Genomic DNA, 15,809 nt, shown 5'->3' on the forward strand with positions numbered 1-15,809 from the left:
CCGGCACAGGCGCCGCAGCGTTGGGTTTCGCTGCGCTCTAGCGGAACGCCGCCCGCACCAACCTACGAAACTGGTCGGCAGTCAGCCGGCCTGTAACTACCCTCACCCACAGCCCCTCTCCCGCAAGCGGGAGAGGGGTGCCTCTCAGCCCACCATCGGCTCAGGCCCTGTAGGGGCGAATTCATTTGCCATGGGCCGTGCAGCGGCCCCGTAGGTTGGTCCGAGCCCGCGAGGCCCAACGTGGCCCGGCACAGGCGCCGCAGCGTTGGGTTTCGCTGCGCTCTAGCGGAACGCTGCCCGCACCAACCTACGAAACTGGTCGGCAGTCAGCCGGCCTGTAACTACCCTCACCCCCAGCCCCTCTCCCGCAAGCGGGAGAGGGGTGACTCTCGGCCCACTATCGGCACAGGCCCTGTCGGGGCGATTTCAATCGCTATGCAGGACGCCGTCCTGCCCCTCGGGCAATCAGGAAAATCCAGGTCTAGTCTTGAGCCTGCCGGGGACGTAGCTCAGCTGGGAGAGCGCGGCGTTCGCAACGCCGAGGTCGGGAGTTCGATCCTCCTCGTCTCCACCAGAAAAAAGCCCCCGACGGTGACTGGCCTTCGGGGGCTTTGCATGTCAGGCGTGGCCATAGGCGAGCCAGGCAAGGCCGCTCAGGGTGGTGGCGATGGCCAGGCTGAGGAGTTGGTGTTCCAGCATGAGTTCGAACGAAAGCATGGGGCAGTCCTCGTGTCCGGTTGGGAATCCAGCAGCCACGATCTTGATCCGCCCTGTCGCGTCGGTCGATCTGTCAACTTTTCGCCCTGTAAAGAAAAAGCGCAGGTCGATGCCTGCGCTTGATTCGATCCGACGAACTCAAGTGCCCTTCTTGGCCTGCTTCAAAGGTTCTTCGGAGCTGGACGCGGGACGGCGGCGGTCAGAGAGCACCCAGGCGCCGTCATAGAGTTTCAGAGGAAAGCTCACTTCGCCGCCACTGCGCCTTTCTACCTGCGTCGGCTGCTCGCTCGGCGCCTCCTGTTCGCGCATTGCCGCGCTGGGCAGGCCGTGGAGCACCACATTGCCCAGTTCGGGCAGCGGGAAGGGCTTGAGGAGGATGATGTCGATGCTGCGCTCGATGGCACGGTTGCACACTTCGATACTGGGGTGCGCGGTCATCAGCACCGCTTCGCAGCTATGCAGGCCTTGAATGGCATCGAAGACATCGAAGCCGGTCATGTCCGGCAAGCGATAGTCGAGCACCAGCAGGTCGGGCTTGAAATCCGCGACGACCTGCTGGGCGATTGCGCCATTGGCTGCAGTGCGGACTTCACAGCCGAGCATCTCCAGATAGGTCTGGAAGTTTCCGGCAAGGATTTCTTCATCGTCGACTATCAGTACTTTCTTCGACACTGCGGCTACTCCCCTGTCAGGAGATCGGACGACGGCCAGGCTGACCGCTGCTTGCATCCCTGCACGTTCCGAGCCAAGGCTGCATCGACCCTCTGGGGCCGATGATTACTAGAGTCTAGTTCCGTGGAAGCGTTTCACCAGACGAAAACCCCCGACCCTGGTCGGGGGTTTTCCCGTTAACGGGGCATTCAGTGCTGGTGACGGTCGGGGCGCTCCAGGCCCAGCTTGTCGATGCGATAGCGCAGCATGTCGCGGGTCAGGCCGAGCATGCGGGCGGACTTCGAGATGTTCCAGTCGGTCTTGCCCAGCACCTTCACCACCAGGTCGCGCTCGGCGTCGGACAGGCTCATGTTCTCGTCTTCCAGCCCCAGCTGGCCGCCGTTCACCATGGGCGCGGCGGCCTCGGTGACGCCCGCGCCCGCCAGCAGGCCGCGGCAAATGGTGAGCTGCTCGGGGCCGATGTTGTTGCCCGACGCCAGCAGCACGGTCTGTTCCAGCATATTGCGCAGCTCGCGCACGTTGCCCGGCCAGCTGTAGCCCCTGAGCACGGCCTTGGCTTCCGGGCTGAACCGCAGCCCCGGCTTGCCGTAGCGCTTGCCGTGCTGGGTGACGAAGTGGTCGGCCAGGGTCAGGACATCATCGCCACGGGCGCGCAGCGGCGGCACCTTGATGGTGATGATGCGCAGGCGGAAGAACAGGTCGCGGCGGAACTTGCCCTCCTGGACCATCTGTTCGAGGTTGCAGTTGGTGGCGCTGATGATGCGCAGGTTGACCTTGCGCTCGCGCACCGAACCCAGGCGGCGGATGGTGCGGTCCTCCAGCAGTTTGAGCAGCTTGGCCTGGAGCAGCAGGTCGATCTCGCCCACTTCGTCGAGGAACAGGGTGCCGCCGTCCGCCGCTTCCACGAGTCCCACACGACGGTCCTTGGCATCGGTGAAGGCGCCTTTCTCGTGGCCGAAGAGTTCGGCCTCCAGCAGATGCGAAGGAATCGAGGCGCAGTTGAATTCGACGAAGGGACCTTTGCTGCGCGCGCCGTCGAAGTGCAGGGCGCGAGCCACCAGTTCCTTGCCGGTGCCGGTCTCGCCTTCGATCAGCACCACCGGCAGGTCTTCCCCGGCCATGCGTTCTTCGGCCGCCAGCACCTGGCGCACCATGTCCTTCATGTTGCGCATGGGCTCGGAGTCGCCAATCAGCTCGGTAAGCCCGGAGTCCTGGGCTTCACGCTGTTGGTAGAACGACAGCCGTTGTTCCTGGCGACGCGCCTCCAGCACCTTGTCCACCACCAGCTTGAGCTCGGCCAGGGCCACCGGTTTGGTCAGGTAGTCGCTGGCGCCGGCCTTCATGGCTTCCACTGCGCCCTGCACGTTGCCGTGGCCGGTGATCATGATGACCTTGAGCTGCTCGTCCATGGCACGGGCGCGACTGATCAGGTCGCAACCGCTCATGCCCGGCAGGCAATAGTCGGTGAGGACCAGGTCCGGGTGCTGCGCCTCGATGATCGGCAGGGCTTCCTCGGCAGAACTGCAGACCATGACGTCGAACTGGCGCCGCTGCAGGTAGGTGCAGAAGTTGTCGGCCAGGATCTCGTCGTCCTCGACGATCAGAATGCTGTTACCCATGGTTTGTTATCCCCCTGCCGTGGCCCTGAAAGTCAGGTGCACGTTGGTGCCGGCGTTCTCCCGGCTGTCGATGCTGACGTCACCACCGAAGCGCTCGATGATCTTGCGCACCAGCACCAGGCCAACGCCCAGGCCGCCACGCTTGGTGGTGTGGAAGGGTTTGAAGGCCATCTCCAGCATGGCCGGCGACATGCCGCTGCCGGTGTCGCTGACGGTCAGTGTGAGCAGGCGGCGGCGCGCATCCGGCTCCAGGCAGATGGCCAGGCGGCCGCCGCGCGGCATGGCTTCGATGGCGTTGGAAAGCACGCTGCCCAGCAGTTGCTGCAGCAGCACCGGGTGGCTGACCACCTTGGGCGCCTGCCGGCTCTGCCAGTCCACCTCGATGCCGGCATGGCGGATCTGCGGTTCGTAGGCGGCCAGGGTTTCCTCCAGGGCGACCGTGAGGTCCACCGGCTCCTGGTCGCCGGAGAGCGGGCGGGCCGACATCAGCAGCTCGCGCACCCACTTCGACATGCGATCGACCTGGGTAATGATGTCGCCCAGGTTCTTGTGCAGCGGCCCCGGGTCCACCTCCAGCGCCAGCTCGGCACTGGAGCGGATGGAAGCCAGCGGGTTGCGCAGGCTGTGGGCGACGGCGGTGGACATTTCGCCGAGCAGGGCCAGGGTTTCGTTTTCCACCAGTTTGCGCTGCTGGTCTTCCACCAGGCGCGAGGCGTGGCGGACGAACCAGAACAGGCTGAGGTAGATGACCGCGCCACCCAGCGCGGTGGCGGTCCAGAGCAGGACAAGGCCGCGATTCATGCGGGCAATCAGGTCCACCGGCTCCTTGTAGATCTCGATGACCGAGAGCACTTCGCCCCGGCTGTCCTGCAGCGGAATGAAACTCTCCAGGTAAAGCCCCTTGGGCGCCTGCAGGAAGTAGCGTTCCACCAGGCGCTCGCCGCCGTGGCGGTCGACGGTGACGGTGCTGCGGGTCTGGATGGCTTCCTTGAGGCGGCTGTCGCTGCTGGCGTGGCGGCCCACCAGTTCAGGGCGGGTGGACCAGATCACCATGCCGTCGGGCGCGTAGACGCTGGCCAGCAGCACATCGGGCAGACGCACGATGTGGTCGAAGAATTCCTCGTGGGATTTCACCAACTGTTCGTGGGAAACGCCGAGACGCGCGCCGTCGACGCGCTTGTCGAGGAATTCGCTGAGGCTGAGGCCTGGCGAGAAATTACCGTGGATGACTTCGACATCGGCAATGGACTTGATGAACTGGGCGCTGAGCATGGCATCGCGGTCGATGCTCTCGCGCATGAGAAAACGGGTTGCCGCCGAGCCGAGCAGAATGGCCACCACGAGGATGATCACCAGGCTCACCAGGGAAAACCAACGGAACAGATTGAAGGGCTTGGCAGCCATCGCCATCTTCATCGAGACCTCCCCGTAGGTGACCGTCGGTTCGCTCGCAAGGCGAGTGTCAAAACGGGCCGTCGGCCGGGCCGGCAACTCCTGCGCCGGCTCCGGGTAGTTATAGCGCAGGCCCCGTCGTCCGCGGCCCTACCGTTCAGCGGCGGGTGAGCGGTCGTCCTGGGGATTCCCCATTTCCCTACCCAATTTCCACCCAGATCTGGGGAGCCAGTCCCCAGCGGTCGTCGAGCACATTCGTGCCATCAAGTGCGCGTTTTTTCGCCATCCCCGCGAGGCAGAGCGGGCGGAACCAGATGGCATGGGAGTTGCGCTTTCCCCCTGTCAACGACGGGCCTCCCGCCCATCGGAGCCGGACAAACGGCGAAGTTCATCGACTGGAAGGGCGACACCATGCACAACGCACTCCCGAAACTCGCGCTCCCGCTGCTTCTAGGACTCACGGTCGTCCCGGCCAAGGCCGGTCTCTATGCGGTCGACCAGACAACCTTTACCGAGGCCAACGGATTCTTCGCCGCCTGGTATCAAGACACCCACGGCCGCGCCCTCGACCTGTGCCTGTCCAAGGCACTGAGCACACGCGTACCCGGCTCGTTCATGTGCAACCTGCTGCCGACGCCCGGGGTGTTCGACGAAACCCAGCCCATCGTCTTCCCCGGCAACTTCCCGGATGAGGCGTTCTGGTTCACCGGCGATGCGGCCATCACCGACGCCGCCACCGGCATCGACCTCATCTATGTCTCCGCGCTGGAGGCCGCTTTCAGTGGCGATGCGCCGGCGGCGGGCGACCAGATCAGCTTCGCGCGCATCCGTATCCGGGTGACGGTACCGGTGGCCGGTACCTACACCATCACCCACCCCTACGGCGTGGAAGTGTTCGATGTGGATGCGCCCGGCACCCGCGCGATCAATCTGACCCGCGACGTCGGCATCGGCGCGCCGGGAGATTTCGCTGGCGCGTTGAAGGGCGACATCGGCCCCTTCCTGCGCTCGGTGAACGGCCCCTATGTGGAGACCAACCCGCTGACCGGACTATCGGAGTCCTTCATCGGCGACCCGAATATCCTCGAAGAAGTCACCGGAAGCCCCTTCAGCACCAACTTCGTGCGCATCGAAGGTCCCAACGGAATGCGTGCCGAAACCCGGCTGTTCGCCATCTCCGGCAAGCTGTCGCAGGTGCAGCTGCCGACTCCGCTGATCGTCGAGCGCGCCACCTATTCCCGTGGCGGCGCCAACGGGGTGGCCCAGCAGGACTACTTCACCCAGGCGCCACCGGCCCCCGCCACCGTGACCTGGACCGATACCGCCGGCATCAGCGGCGCCATGCAGGGCAACGCCAACGGCGCCTGGTACGGCCAATCCGCCAGCAGCCCCGCCGGTAGCGGCAGCGTGTCCTTCACTGCCGACAACGCTGCAGCCATTCCCGGCAGCACGGCTACTACCCTGTCCGCCCCGCTGGTGGACCTGGTGACCATCAGCCGCGCCGAGTACAGCGTGGGCACCGGCCAGCTGACCGTGGACGCCAGCTCCAGCGACGAGACCGGCCAGCCCGCGCTGACCCTCGAAGGCCTGGGCACGCTGGTCGCCGGTCACCTGCAGCTACCGCTCAACAGCATTCCTCCGGCGACCGTGCGCGTGCTCTCGGCCAACGGCGGTTCCGATACCGAAGAAGTCCAGATTCTCCCCTGAGGACAACACTCACCCGCCGCCAGCGGGTGAACGGAGGCAGTCATGTTCAAATGGCCAGGAATACTCACCGTGGCGCTGGGCCTGCTCATCGGCCTGCCGGTTGCCGAGGCGCAACTGGCAGCGGTGGACCTCGGACCCTACACCGCCGCCAGCGGCTACTTCCCGCGCTGGTACCAGGACGAGCCAGGCGTACCCCTGGAGCTGTGCCTGTCCAAGGCGCGCAGCTCGCGGGTGCCGGGCAGCTTCATGTGCACCCTGCTGCCGACCCCCGGTGTCTTCGACGACACCAAGCCCATCGTCTTCCCCGCCAACTTCCCCGATGAAAGCTTCTGGATGCTCGCGGAAACCAGCATCGACGACCCCGGCAACGGGCTTCAGCTGGATACCTATGTGGCTGGTGTCGAAGCAGCCTTCGCCGCCGAGGTACCACGCCTGGGCGACCAGCAGAGCTTCGCGCGCATCCGCATCCGCGCCACGGTTCCGAGAGCCGGGACCTACACCGTCACCCACCCCTACGGCGTGGACACTTTCACCGTCACCGGGTCCGGCCGGCGCGCGATCAACCTGACCCGTGACATCGGTATCGGCGCACCCGGCGACTTCACTGGCGCCCTGACCGGCAACATCGGCCCCTTCCTCCATCGTGACGGCCCGCTGTACACGGAAACCAACCCGGAAACCGGCGAGACGGAAACCTTCATCGGCGACCCGAACCTGGCCGAGCGGGTCACCGGCAGCCCCTTCGGCACCAACTTCGTGCGCATCGACGGGCCAAACGGCCTGTCCATCCGGACCGAACTGTTCAACCTGTCCGGCAAGGTGTTCACCGGCGGCATCGCCAGCCAGATAGGCGTCGACCGCGCGACCTACAGCCGCGATGCCCAGCGCACCTGGATCTCGGTGTTCGCCAACTCCGGCGCCAATGCCACGCTGTGCTTCCGCGAGAGCCTCGACCTGGTGGGCGACCCGCCGTCACCCTGCCAGTTCCAGATGACCGGCGATGGCAGCGGCCACTTCTTCGGCCAGGACGTCGCCCCGGCCAGCCTGCCGCCCTTCGTGCTGGTCACCGCCAATGACACCAACGCCTCGGCGACCACCCAGACCCAGCCGCTGGTCGACGTCGTCAACATCACCCAGGCCCGCTACTCCTGGCCGGACAAGACGCTGACGGTAGAGGCGCGCTCCAGCGATGAAGTCGAGATCCCGGCCATGGTGACCGAGGGCTTCGGACGCTTGCTGCCGGTCAGTGGTGCGACCCAGCGCCTGGTGGCCGTGGGCATCGAGCAGCCGCCGGCGATGATCACGGTGAAGTCCGCCGCAGGCGGCAGCGATACCGAGTTCGTGGTCATCGAAGGCAGCCCCTTCCCCCGCCCGGACAACCAGCCGCCCGTGGCCAATCCGGACAGCGCCAGCACCACCGCCGGCGTGCCGGTGACCCTGGCCCTGACCGCCAACGACAGCGACCCGGACGGCAACCTGCCGCTGATCATCGACAATTTTGGCAGCGTCACCCTCGGCGGCCTGGTGCAGAGCGGCAACGGCTCGCTGATCTACACCCCACCGGCGCAGGTCGACACGACGCAGACGCTGACCTTCACCTATCAGGTCCGCGACAATCTCGGCGCCCTCTCCATCCCGGCACCGGTGACCCTCACCGTGCAGCCGAACCTGGCGCCGGTGGTCGCCAACGACACCGCCACCACCAGCGCCGGCGCGCAAGTGACGATCAACGTGCTGGCCAATGATGTGGATCCGGAAGGCAATGCCATGACCGTGGTGAACCTGACGCCGCCGGCGGCCGGGAGCGGCACCGTCAGCACCAATGGCACGACGGTGACCTACATCGCGCCGGCAAGCCTGAACGCCCCCTTGACCGCCACCTTCACCTACCAGGTGCAGGACGCCATCGGCGCCACCTCCACCACCGCGACGGTGACCGTGACGGTGAACCCGGCGACGGCCGCCGATACCCTGGCGATCACCACGGCCAACGTGAAGGCAGGCAACAACGGGCGCGTTTCCTGGGACATCCAGGGCACCACGTCGCGGCCCCAGGGCAACCAGATCCGCATTGAAGTCACCACTACCCGGGGCGTGGTGCAGTTGGGCACCGCCACCCCGGCCGGCAATGGCCGCTGGAAGCTGTCGGTGAACAACTCAACCACCTTCATCCCCAGCGCCACCCCCAGCGTCACCGTCCGCTCCACGTTCGGCGGCGTGAGCACCGCACCGATCACCGTGCGCTGACGGTCCGGCTCCAGTTGCCCCCGGCCGCGCGAGGCGCGCCGGGGGATTTTTTTGTCCGGGGTTGATGGGACACCTTTCCCCGTGGGAGCGGACTCATTCACGATTCCCCCGACGGTCGGCACCTGCACAAAAAATGCACATCAACGCTTGAAAAACCGCGTTATCTCCCGATAATCCCGCCCCCTGCCCTTCCTGCCTCGCAGGCGGCCATGACCAACCAGTCAAGTTTCCACACAGATGGAAACGCTCGAAAACCATTGGAACCCTTGATGAATCGCGCCCTTTCTTCCCTGATGCTCGCCGGCGGCCTGCTGGCGACCGGCAACGCCCTGGCCGACGGCCCCCTGCTGTGGCAGGACAACAGCCTGACCTACCTGTACGGCCAGAACTTCCAGATCAACCCGGAAACCCAGCAGACCTTCACCTTCGAGCACGCCAGCGGCTGGAGCTTCGGCGACCTGTTCATCTTCGTCGACCAGATCAACTACAACGGCGAGGAAGACGCGAACCTGGGCAAGAACACCTACTACGGTGAAATCTCCCCGCGCCTGTCCTTCGGCAAGATGTTCGACCAGAAACTGGAATTCGGCCCCATCAGCGACGTGCTGCTGGCCGCTACCTATGAGCGTGGCGAGAACCGCACCCAGAACTACCTGCTCGGCCCGGGCTTCGACCTCAAGGTCCCCGGCTTCGACTACTTCCAGCTGAACTTCTACTACCGCAAGCCCGACGGCATCACCAACAACCCGTCCGGCCAGTGGCAGGTCACCCCGGTGTGGTCCTACACCATTCCGGTGGGCAACTCGGACGTTGTGATCGACGGCTTCATGGACTGGGTGTGGAACAACAAGGACGCCACCTCCGACCGTCCCAACGACCTGCACGCCAACCTGCACTTCAACCCGCAGATCAAGTACGACCTGGGCAAGGCCATGGGCTGGAGCGCGGTGAAGCACTTCTACGTCGGCATCGAGTACGACTACTGGAAGAACAAGTACGCCATTGACGACAACGGCTTCCTCGGCGACGACATTCTCGGCGGCACCGACCAGAACACCTTCAGCCTGCTGGCCAAGGTGCACTTCTGATATCCGTGGGGCCCGTCGCAACGGCGGGCCCCTCTGGCTTGCGCCATTGGGGAGGCAGGTAGAGAATGCGCGACAGTCTCAGCCTGCAGTCAGACAAGGAACCCACCGATGGCCAGCGACAGCGCCCAAGCCTCCCCTCGCACCCGGGGTGAGAAACTGGTTACCTGCGGCTGGCTCGCCCTGGCCGTTGCCATCCCCGTCAGCTGCATCTTCTCCAGCGAGCCCTTCGACTTCTCCGCAAGCCTCGCCGCGCTTTCCCTGATCACCCTCTGCGCCGCCTTCGCCTGCTGGCCGAAGCTCTTCATCGCCCCCATCGACTACAAGCACCTGTGCGACACCGTGCCCCGCAAGAGCCAGATCGCCATGAGCCTGTTCGTCGGCCTGACCGTGCTGCGCGGCTTCGTCGAACTGATGGCCTGATTGCCACCCGTGGGTCGGGCACTACTCCTGTAGGGGCGAATTCATTCGCCAAGCAGGCCCAAGGTCTGCCCTGTAGTGCCAAACGGGGCAGCTGCGCTGCCCTTGGCGAATGAATTCGCCCCTACAAGCAATTCGCCGCACATGAAAAAGCCCCGCACTTGGCGGGGCTTTTTCATGCGTCGGTCGATCAGGCGCTAGCCGGGGTCGCACCGATGATCTCGGCACGGCTGCGCACGAACTGCGGCAGCAGCGAGCCAATGACCATGCCCAGGGCACTCATCAACAGGCCAGCCAGTTGCGGCGGCCAGAAGTCGGTTTCTGCGTAGGTCGCTTCCAGGAAAACCCAGGAGGCCAGGCCGAGGGCGATGGCTACCAGGGCACCCTGAGTGGTCGCACGCTTCCAGAACAGACCGGCGAACAGCGGGACCACGGCGGCAACCAGGGTCACCTTGTACGCGTTGCCCACCATCTCGTAGATGCTCGCGTCGGAGTACAGGGCGAACAGCGAGGTCGCGATGGTCATGGCGATTACGCTCAGGCGCATGGCCAGCAGGAACTGACGGTCGCTCATGTCCGGGATGAAGCGCTTGAGCACGTTCTCGGTGAAGGTCACCGACGGTGCCAGCAGGGTGCCGGAGGCAGTGGACATGATGGCCGACAGCAGCGCACCGAAGAACATGATCTGGGCGAACAGCGGCGTGCGCTCCATGATCAGGTGCGGCAGGATCATCTGGGAGTCTTCGGCCAGCCACTTCTGCACCATGGCCGGGTCGATCAGCGACGCGGCGTAGGTCAGGAAGATCGGCAGCATGCAGAAGGAGAGGTAGAACACGGCGCCGGTCATGGAAGCGCGGGCGGCGATGTTCTCGGTCTTGGCCGACATCACGCGGGCGTATACGTCCTGCTGCGGAATGGAGCCGAACATCATGGTCACCGCGGCGCCGATGAAGGCGACGATGTCCCGAGGCTCGAAGCTGTGCATGAAGGTGAACTTGCCTTCGCTGGCAGCATGGCTGATCACCACGTCGGCACCACCGGCCATGTCACCGATCAGCCAGGTCAGGTACACCAGGCCGACGACGATGATGATCATCTGCATGAAGTCGGTCAGGGCCACCGACCACATACCGCCGAACAGGGTGTAGAGCAGCACGATACCGGTGCCGATCAGCATGCCCTGGGTGGTAGTGATGGAGCCATCGGACAGCACGTTGAACACCAGGCCCAGTGCGGTGAGCTGTGCAGCCACCCACCCCAGGTAGGAACCGATGATGACCAGGCTGGTGATCATCTCGACGTTCGGACCGAAGCGCTTCCTGAAGAAGTCACCGATGGTCAGCAGGTTCATGCGGTAGAGCGGACGGGCGAACACCAGCCCCACCAGCATCAGGCAACCGAAGGAGCCGAAGGGGTCCTCGATGATTCCGGCGAATCCTTCCTCGATGAAGCTCGCGGGAATGCCCAGCACGGCTTCCGAGCCGAACCAGGTGGCGAACACCATCGCCGCGACCAGGGGGAAGGACATGCTCCGGCCGCCGGCCGCGAAGTCCTTGGAATTTTTCACACGGGTGGAGGCGTAGAAACCGACACCTACGGTGACCAGCAGGTATACCGCAACAAACCAGATCAGCATTTGTTCTTGTTCCAGAGGCACGCCCGTCGGGCCGGAGACCTGGTACTCAGGTGTCTCGACTGACGGAGTTTTTGTTATTGACGGCGAAGCCCGGCACGGAGCGAACCGGACGGTTACCACGGGAGCGAAGTCTGCCAAAGACGTAAAATATGTCAAACGATTACGGCGTCTATGAGCAAAAAAATCGACAGGATGCCTGTGCAAGTACGACACAACGATGAATGCAATGCCTTGATTTGAAAGGCCTCAGAACGTCAGCTTGTGACTCGTCAGTTTTTTATTTTTTACATGCTCCGTTGCTTAAGAAAAACACCAAGCTACCGTTCGTCGTCGTGCAGGAAGCATCTGCTAGCATCCACGCGTCACCCCCACGGAGCCGCTCCGCATGTACGCGCTGACCCCGCAGCAGACCGAAGCCTATCTGCGCCACCTGGACACCCCCGCGCCACAGCGTCCCGACCTTGCCAGCCTCGACCGGCTGATCGCCGCCCACCAGCAGCGGGTGGCGTTCGAGAACGTCGACGTACTGCTGGACCGCCCCATCCACATCGACGCCGATGCGGTGTTCGCCAAGGTGGTGGAGCGTGGCCGGGGTGGCTACTGTTACGAGCTGAACAACCTCTTCGCCCGCTTGCTGCTCGCCCTCGGCTACCAGGTCGAAACGCTGGGCGGCCGGGTGCGCTGGGGCCTGCCGCTGGACGCGCCGCAGACCATGCTCTCCCACCTGATGCTGCGCGTGCTGCTGCCGGAAGGTCCGCATCTGGCGGATGTCGGCTTCGGCTCCGCCACCCCCTGGCGCGCCGTCCCCCTCGAAGGGCCGATGCCCGATGACCTGCCGTACCGGCTGAGCCCCCAGGTCGACGGCACGGGCGAGGTACAACTGGAAAACTTCCGCGCCGAGACGGGCTGGGCGGCCTGCTACCGCTTCGGCCCCGAGGTGAACGCCTGGGTCGATTGCATCCCGCGCAACTGGTACACCTCCACTCACCCCGACAGCGTTTTCCGCAAGATGCTGATGACCGCCTGCAGCGACGGCGAGTGGCGCCTGACCCTGGCCAACGGCACCTTCAACAGGCGCCACCGCGACGGCCGTCTGGAAAGCCGCAAGATCGAGGATGCCGCCGAGTTGGTGGAGGTGCTGAAGAACGACTTCCTGCTGAATCTCACGGACGACGAGATCGAGCCGCTGCAACTTCGCCTGGCCGGCCTGCTCCAGGGCTGACGGTAGGGTGCGCTGCGCGCACCGCTGTCCTGTGCCGAACGGCTGGTGCGCGCGGCGCACCCTACGGCGAAGTCCCGGGCTCCAATGGTGGACCGCTGGAGCCTGGTCCACCCTTGTAGCTCCCCAGTGCAAGAGGACATGCCCATGTCCACCGCCGACCATCTCACCGCCCTGCACGAGCAGGGCTTCACCCTCCTCCCCGGCGTGCTCGATGCAACCGCCGTCGCCACCCTGCGCCAGCTGATGGACCAACTCCAGCCCGTCCACTGGGACTACCTCGGCCTGGTGGACGATCACTTCAAATGCGTGTTCAACCGGGGGCCGGAATGGCTGCCCTGGCTCGACCTGCCCGGCGTGATCGAGCTGGCCGAAGCGGCGCTGGGCGGGGATTGCCATGTGATTGGCCAGACCGCCTGGCGCTGCCATCCGGGCTTCGTCGGCGCCGAACTGCACCTGGATCACCTGGCGATGGAGCTGCCGGAAAGCCTGCTGGCCGATCCGTCCTTCACGCTGCCGATGCAGGTCTGCACCGCGCACCTGTACCTCGACGATATCGACGCCGACCTCTGCCCTACCCTGGTGATCCCCGGCAGCCACCGCGCCGGCCGTAAACCCCGGCCCGGCGAAACCCATTGGCACGGCAAAACGGCCGAGCCCGTACTGTGTCGGGCGGGCGATGTGCTGATGTTCCGCAGCGAGCTCTGGCACGCTGGCAGCCGCAATCGCACCCACGACCGCAGCCGCTACCTGCTGCAGGTCCACTACGGACGGCGCATGGTGGCGCAGAAGTTCTCGCCCTATCTGGACTTCCGCTTCAACCCGCAGGTGCTCGCTGCCTGCACGCCACGCCAGCGCCGGCTACTGGGCGATCACGAGGCTGCCGAGTACGACTGACGCCGAAAAACCGAGCAACCGCTTCCAGCCCAGCTCCCATGGGCAACCCACGCAGTTATCCCGAAGATATCCACAGGACGGCCCACAGATTTTGTGGGCATTCCCCCTTCGTGTGCGACGCGCTATCCGGACCTTCCGGGAGCGAATCCATTTGTGAAACGCCCCAGCATCGCAACCCATCCCGCGAGCACCATCATCACCTGAACAAAATCCGATCACCGCGCTGAAAGCCTCGCAGATCGAGCCCTCCAGCCATTCACCCCAAAGCTATCCACAGCTTGCCCCACAGAATCCGTGGGTATCCGCAATGGGCTGCACGCTCGACAGGGTTGCACCTCATTCGCCCAGGAAACGAGCAACCCGAACCAGCCCTTGCAGCACGGGCTCTGGCGCAATCCATCCAGACGATATCCACAGCCCGATCCACAGAAAATGTGGGTACGTCGACGCCGGGCTGTTCTTTACTCAAGGCAAGCCTCCACGCAGGATTCCGTTCATGCGCGCCATCATCCCCGCCGCCCTGCTACTTGCCTTGTCGCTCCTGGCCGGATGCGTCGGCTTCGTCCAGCACGATCCCTTGCAGGTGGACATGGCGGGCATGGAGCCGATCCATGGCGAGGGCATGGAAATGCGCTTCAACCTCAAGCTGCGGGTGCAGAACCCCAATGAAAGCGCGATCCACTACAGCGGCATCGCCCTGGAACTGGACCTGAACGACCTGCCGCTGGCCAGTGGCGTCAGCAGCCAGGACGGCACGGTAGAGGGTTTCGGGGAAAAGCTGATCGAAGTGCCGGTGACTATTTCCGCCTTCTCGGTGCTGCGCCAAACCTGGAACCTCACTGGCGGCAGCCCGATCCAGAATGTCCCCTATGCCTTGCGCGGAAAACTGGGTGGTGGCTTCTGGGGAACCCGGCGCTTCTCCGATGCCGGCGTGTTGAGCATTCCCGAGCCGATCGACACGCCCTGATCCTCAGTTGCTCAGCACGAACCCAAGCAGTTCGTGGATTGCCAGCGGCAGTGCGGTCACCTCGGTGTCCACTTCCCAGTCCGCATCGAGTGGCGGTTCGTAGGGGCTGTCCAGGCCGGTGAAGTTACGAATGCGCCCTTCCAGCGCCGCCCGGTACAGCCCTTTGGGGTCGCGGCGGGCGCAGGCGTCGAACGAGGTGCTGACGTAGACGGTGGAGAACTCCCTCGGCGCGAACATCTGCCGCGCAGCCTCGCGATCGGCGCGAAACGGCGAGATCGCCGACACGATCACCACCAGCCCCGCATCCACCATCAGCCGCGCCACCTCGGCGATACGCCGGACGTTCTCGCGGCGATCTTCCGCAGACATGCCCAAGTCCCGGCACAAGCCGCCGCGCAGGTTGTCACCATCCAGCACATAGGTGTGCAGGCCACGGGCGTTGAGCTCCACTTCCAGCGCATTGGCCAAGGTGGACTTGCCCGAGCCGGACAGGCCGGTCAGCCAGATGCAGCGCGGGCGCTGATGTTTGATCGATGCCCTGGCCCACATCGGCAGGGTCAGTTCGTAGGGAACGGCGTCATTCATAATCCCAGCCACTCGTAGTCACTTTCGTAAGCCCGCGATTTCTCCGAGCTGGGAGACTAGCAGCCGTTCTGCGCGAATAGATTTGGATAGGGTCAAGTCGATAAAGCATCCGATACATCTGACATACGAAATCGCAGAAATGGGCAAAGCAGCGGCAAAACCTTATATAATTCATGGTTTTTCGTGACACCGAAGTCGAGGTCCCCATGAGCACCCTGCCGCCCTGCCCCAAATGCAACTCCGAATACACCTACGAAGACGGCGCGATGCTGATCTGCCCCGAGTGCGCCCATGAGTGGTCCGCTGACGCCAGCAGCGATGCCACCGGTGATGACAAGGTGATCAAGGATTCCGTCGGCAACGTCCTGCAGGACGGCGACACCATCACCGTGATCAAGGACCTCAAGGTCAAGGGCTCGTCCCTGGTGGTGAAGGTCGGCACCAAGGTGAAGAACATCCGCCTGGTGGACGGCGACCACGACATCGACTGCAAGATCGACGGCATCGGCGCGATGAAGCTGAAGTCGGAATTCGTGCGCAAGGTCTGAGCCACGAATCCACCCCGAGAAAGCCCGGCCTGTGCCGGGCTTTTTTGTGGGCCAGGCAGCGCCTTGCCGCCTATCCCGCTGTCATTCCGCCCTGGACT

The 15,809-nt window shown here is 64.5% G+C and carries 13 protein-coding genes and 1 tRNA gene; 9 read left to right on the forward strand and 5 right to left on the reverse strand.

What is annotated here, in order from left to right; translation table 11 throughout:
• Positions 1 to 498 precede the first annotated feature (498 nt).
• Positions 499 to 574 (forward strand) — tRNA-Ala (locus tag E8E91_RS10770).
• 281 nt (positions 575 to 855) lie between these two features.
• On the opposite strand, the gene E8E91_RS10775 is transcribed toward E8E91_RS10770, so the two are convergent.
• The 3 genes from E8E91_RS10775 to E8E91_RS10785 form a co-directional block, all read right to left on the reverse strand.
• Complete coding sequence (locus E8E91_RS10775) at positions 856 to 1,389, reverse strand: response regulator (RefSeq protein WP_280375751.1); 534 nt, start codon at positions 1,387 to 1,389, stop codon at positions 856 to 858.
• Between the two features lie 188 nt (positions 1,390 to 1,577).
• Entirely contained in the window at positions 1,578 to 3,008 is a 1,431-nt protein-coding gene (locus tag E8E91_RS10780) for a sigma-54 dependent transcriptional regulator (RefSeq protein WP_280375752.1), read from the reverse strand.
• A gap of 6 nt (positions 3,009 to 3,014) precedes the next feature.
• Positions 3,015 to 4,424 (reverse strand): HAMP domain-containing sensor histidine kinase, encoded by a 1,410-nt coding sequence (locus E8E91_RS10785; RefSeq protein ID WP_280375753.1) that lies wholly within the window; start codon positions 4,422 to 4,424, stop codon positions 3,015 to 3,017.
• 387 nt (positions 4,425 to 4,811) lie between these two features.
• On the opposite strand from E8E91_RS10785, the gene E8E91_RS10790 reads away from it, so the two are divergent.
• From E8E91_RS10790 to E8E91_RS10805, 4 genes are all read left to right on the forward strand, one after another.
• On the forward strand, positions 4,812 to 6,107 hold the full coding sequence (locus tag E8E91_RS10790; RefSeq protein ID WP_280375754.1) for a hypothetical protein: 1,296 nt from the start codon (positions 4,812 to 4,814) through the stop codon (positions 6,105 to 6,107).
• A 42-nt stretch (positions 6,108 to 6,149) separates the two neighbouring features.
• Positions 6,150 to 8,354 (forward strand): Ig-like domain-containing protein, encoded by a 2,205-nt coding sequence (locus tag E8E91_RS10795; RefSeq protein ID WP_280375755.1) that lies wholly within the window; start codon positions 6,150 to 6,152, stop codon positions 8,352 to 8,354.
• Between the two features lie 269 nt (positions 8,355 to 8,623).
• A complete protein-coding gene (locus E8E91_RS10800) occupies positions 8,624 to 9,442 on the forward strand; it encodes an outer membrane protein OmpK (RefSeq protein ID WP_280375756.1) in 819 nt (272 codons plus the stop codon).
• 108 nt (positions 9,443 to 9,550) lie between these two features.
• Positions 9,551 to 9,862, forward strand: coding sequence for a hypothetical protein (locus E8E91_RS10805; RefSeq protein ID WP_280364313.1), 312 nt, complete (start codon positions 9,551 to 9,553; stop codon positions 9,860 to 9,862).
• Between the two features lie 187 nt (positions 9,863 to 10,049).
• Here E8E91_RS10805 and E8E91_RS10810 read toward each other — a convergent pair whose 3' ends face one another.
• Positions 10,050 to 11,495 carry a sodium:solute symporter family protein gene (locus E8E91_RS10810; protein WP_280375757.1) on the reverse strand — a complete coding sequence of 482 codons (1,446 nt, stop codon included), beginning with the start codon at positions 11,493 to 11,495 and terminating at the stop codon, positions 10,050 to 10,052.
• A gap of 385 nt (positions 11,496 to 11,880) precedes the next feature.
• Between E8E91_RS10810 and E8E91_RS10815 the strand changes: the two genes are divergently transcribed.
• The 3 genes from E8E91_RS10815 to E8E91_RS10825 all read left to right on the forward strand — a co-directional run bounded on the left by E8E91_RS10815 (position 11,881) and on the right by E8E91_RS10825 (position 14,578).
• Positions 11,881 to 12,717, forward strand: coding sequence for an arylamine N-acetyltransferase (locus E8E91_RS10815; RefSeq protein WP_280375758.1), 837 nt, complete (start codon positions 11,881 to 11,883; stop codon positions 12,715 to 12,717).
• Positions 12,718 to 12,855: 138 nt separating this feature from the next.
• Positions 12,856 to 13,611, forward strand: a complete 756-nt coding sequence (locus E8E91_RS10820; RefSeq protein WP_280375759.1) for a phytanoyl-CoA dioxygenase family protein — start codon at positions 12,856 to 12,858, stop codon at positions 13,609 to 13,611.
• A gap of 496 nt (positions 13,612 to 14,107) precedes the next feature.
• Positions 14,108 to 14,578 carry an LEA type 2 family protein gene (locus tag E8E91_RS10825; protein WP_280375760.1) on the forward strand — a complete coding sequence of 157 codons (471 nt, stop codon included), beginning with the start codon at positions 14,108 to 14,110 and terminating at the stop codon, positions 14,576 to 14,578.
• Between the two features lie 3 nt (positions 14,579 to 14,581).
• On the opposite strand, the gene cysC is transcribed toward E8E91_RS10825, so the two are convergent.
• Positions 14,582 to 15,163: an adenylyl-sulfate kinase gene (gene cysC, locus E8E91_RS10830; protein WP_280375761.1), complete on the reverse strand. Its 582-nt coding sequence runs from the start codon at positions 15,161 to 15,163 to the stop codon at positions 14,582 to 14,584.
• A gap of 206 nt (positions 15,164 to 15,369) precedes the next feature.
• On the opposite strand from cysC, the gene E8E91_RS10835 reads away from it, so the two are divergent.
• Complete coding sequence (locus E8E91_RS10835) at positions 15,370 to 15,711, forward strand: zinc ribbon domain-containing protein YjdM (protein WP_280364324.1); 342 nt, start codon at positions 15,370 to 15,372, stop codon at positions 15,709 to 15,711.
• Positions 15,712 to 15,809 lie beyond the last annotated feature (98 nt).

The organism is Pseudomonas sp. BN515 (genome assembly GCF_029873155.1).
Taxonomy (GTDB): domain Bacteria; phylum Pseudomonadota; class Gammaproteobacteria; order Pseudomonadales; family Pseudomonadaceae; genus Metapseudomonas.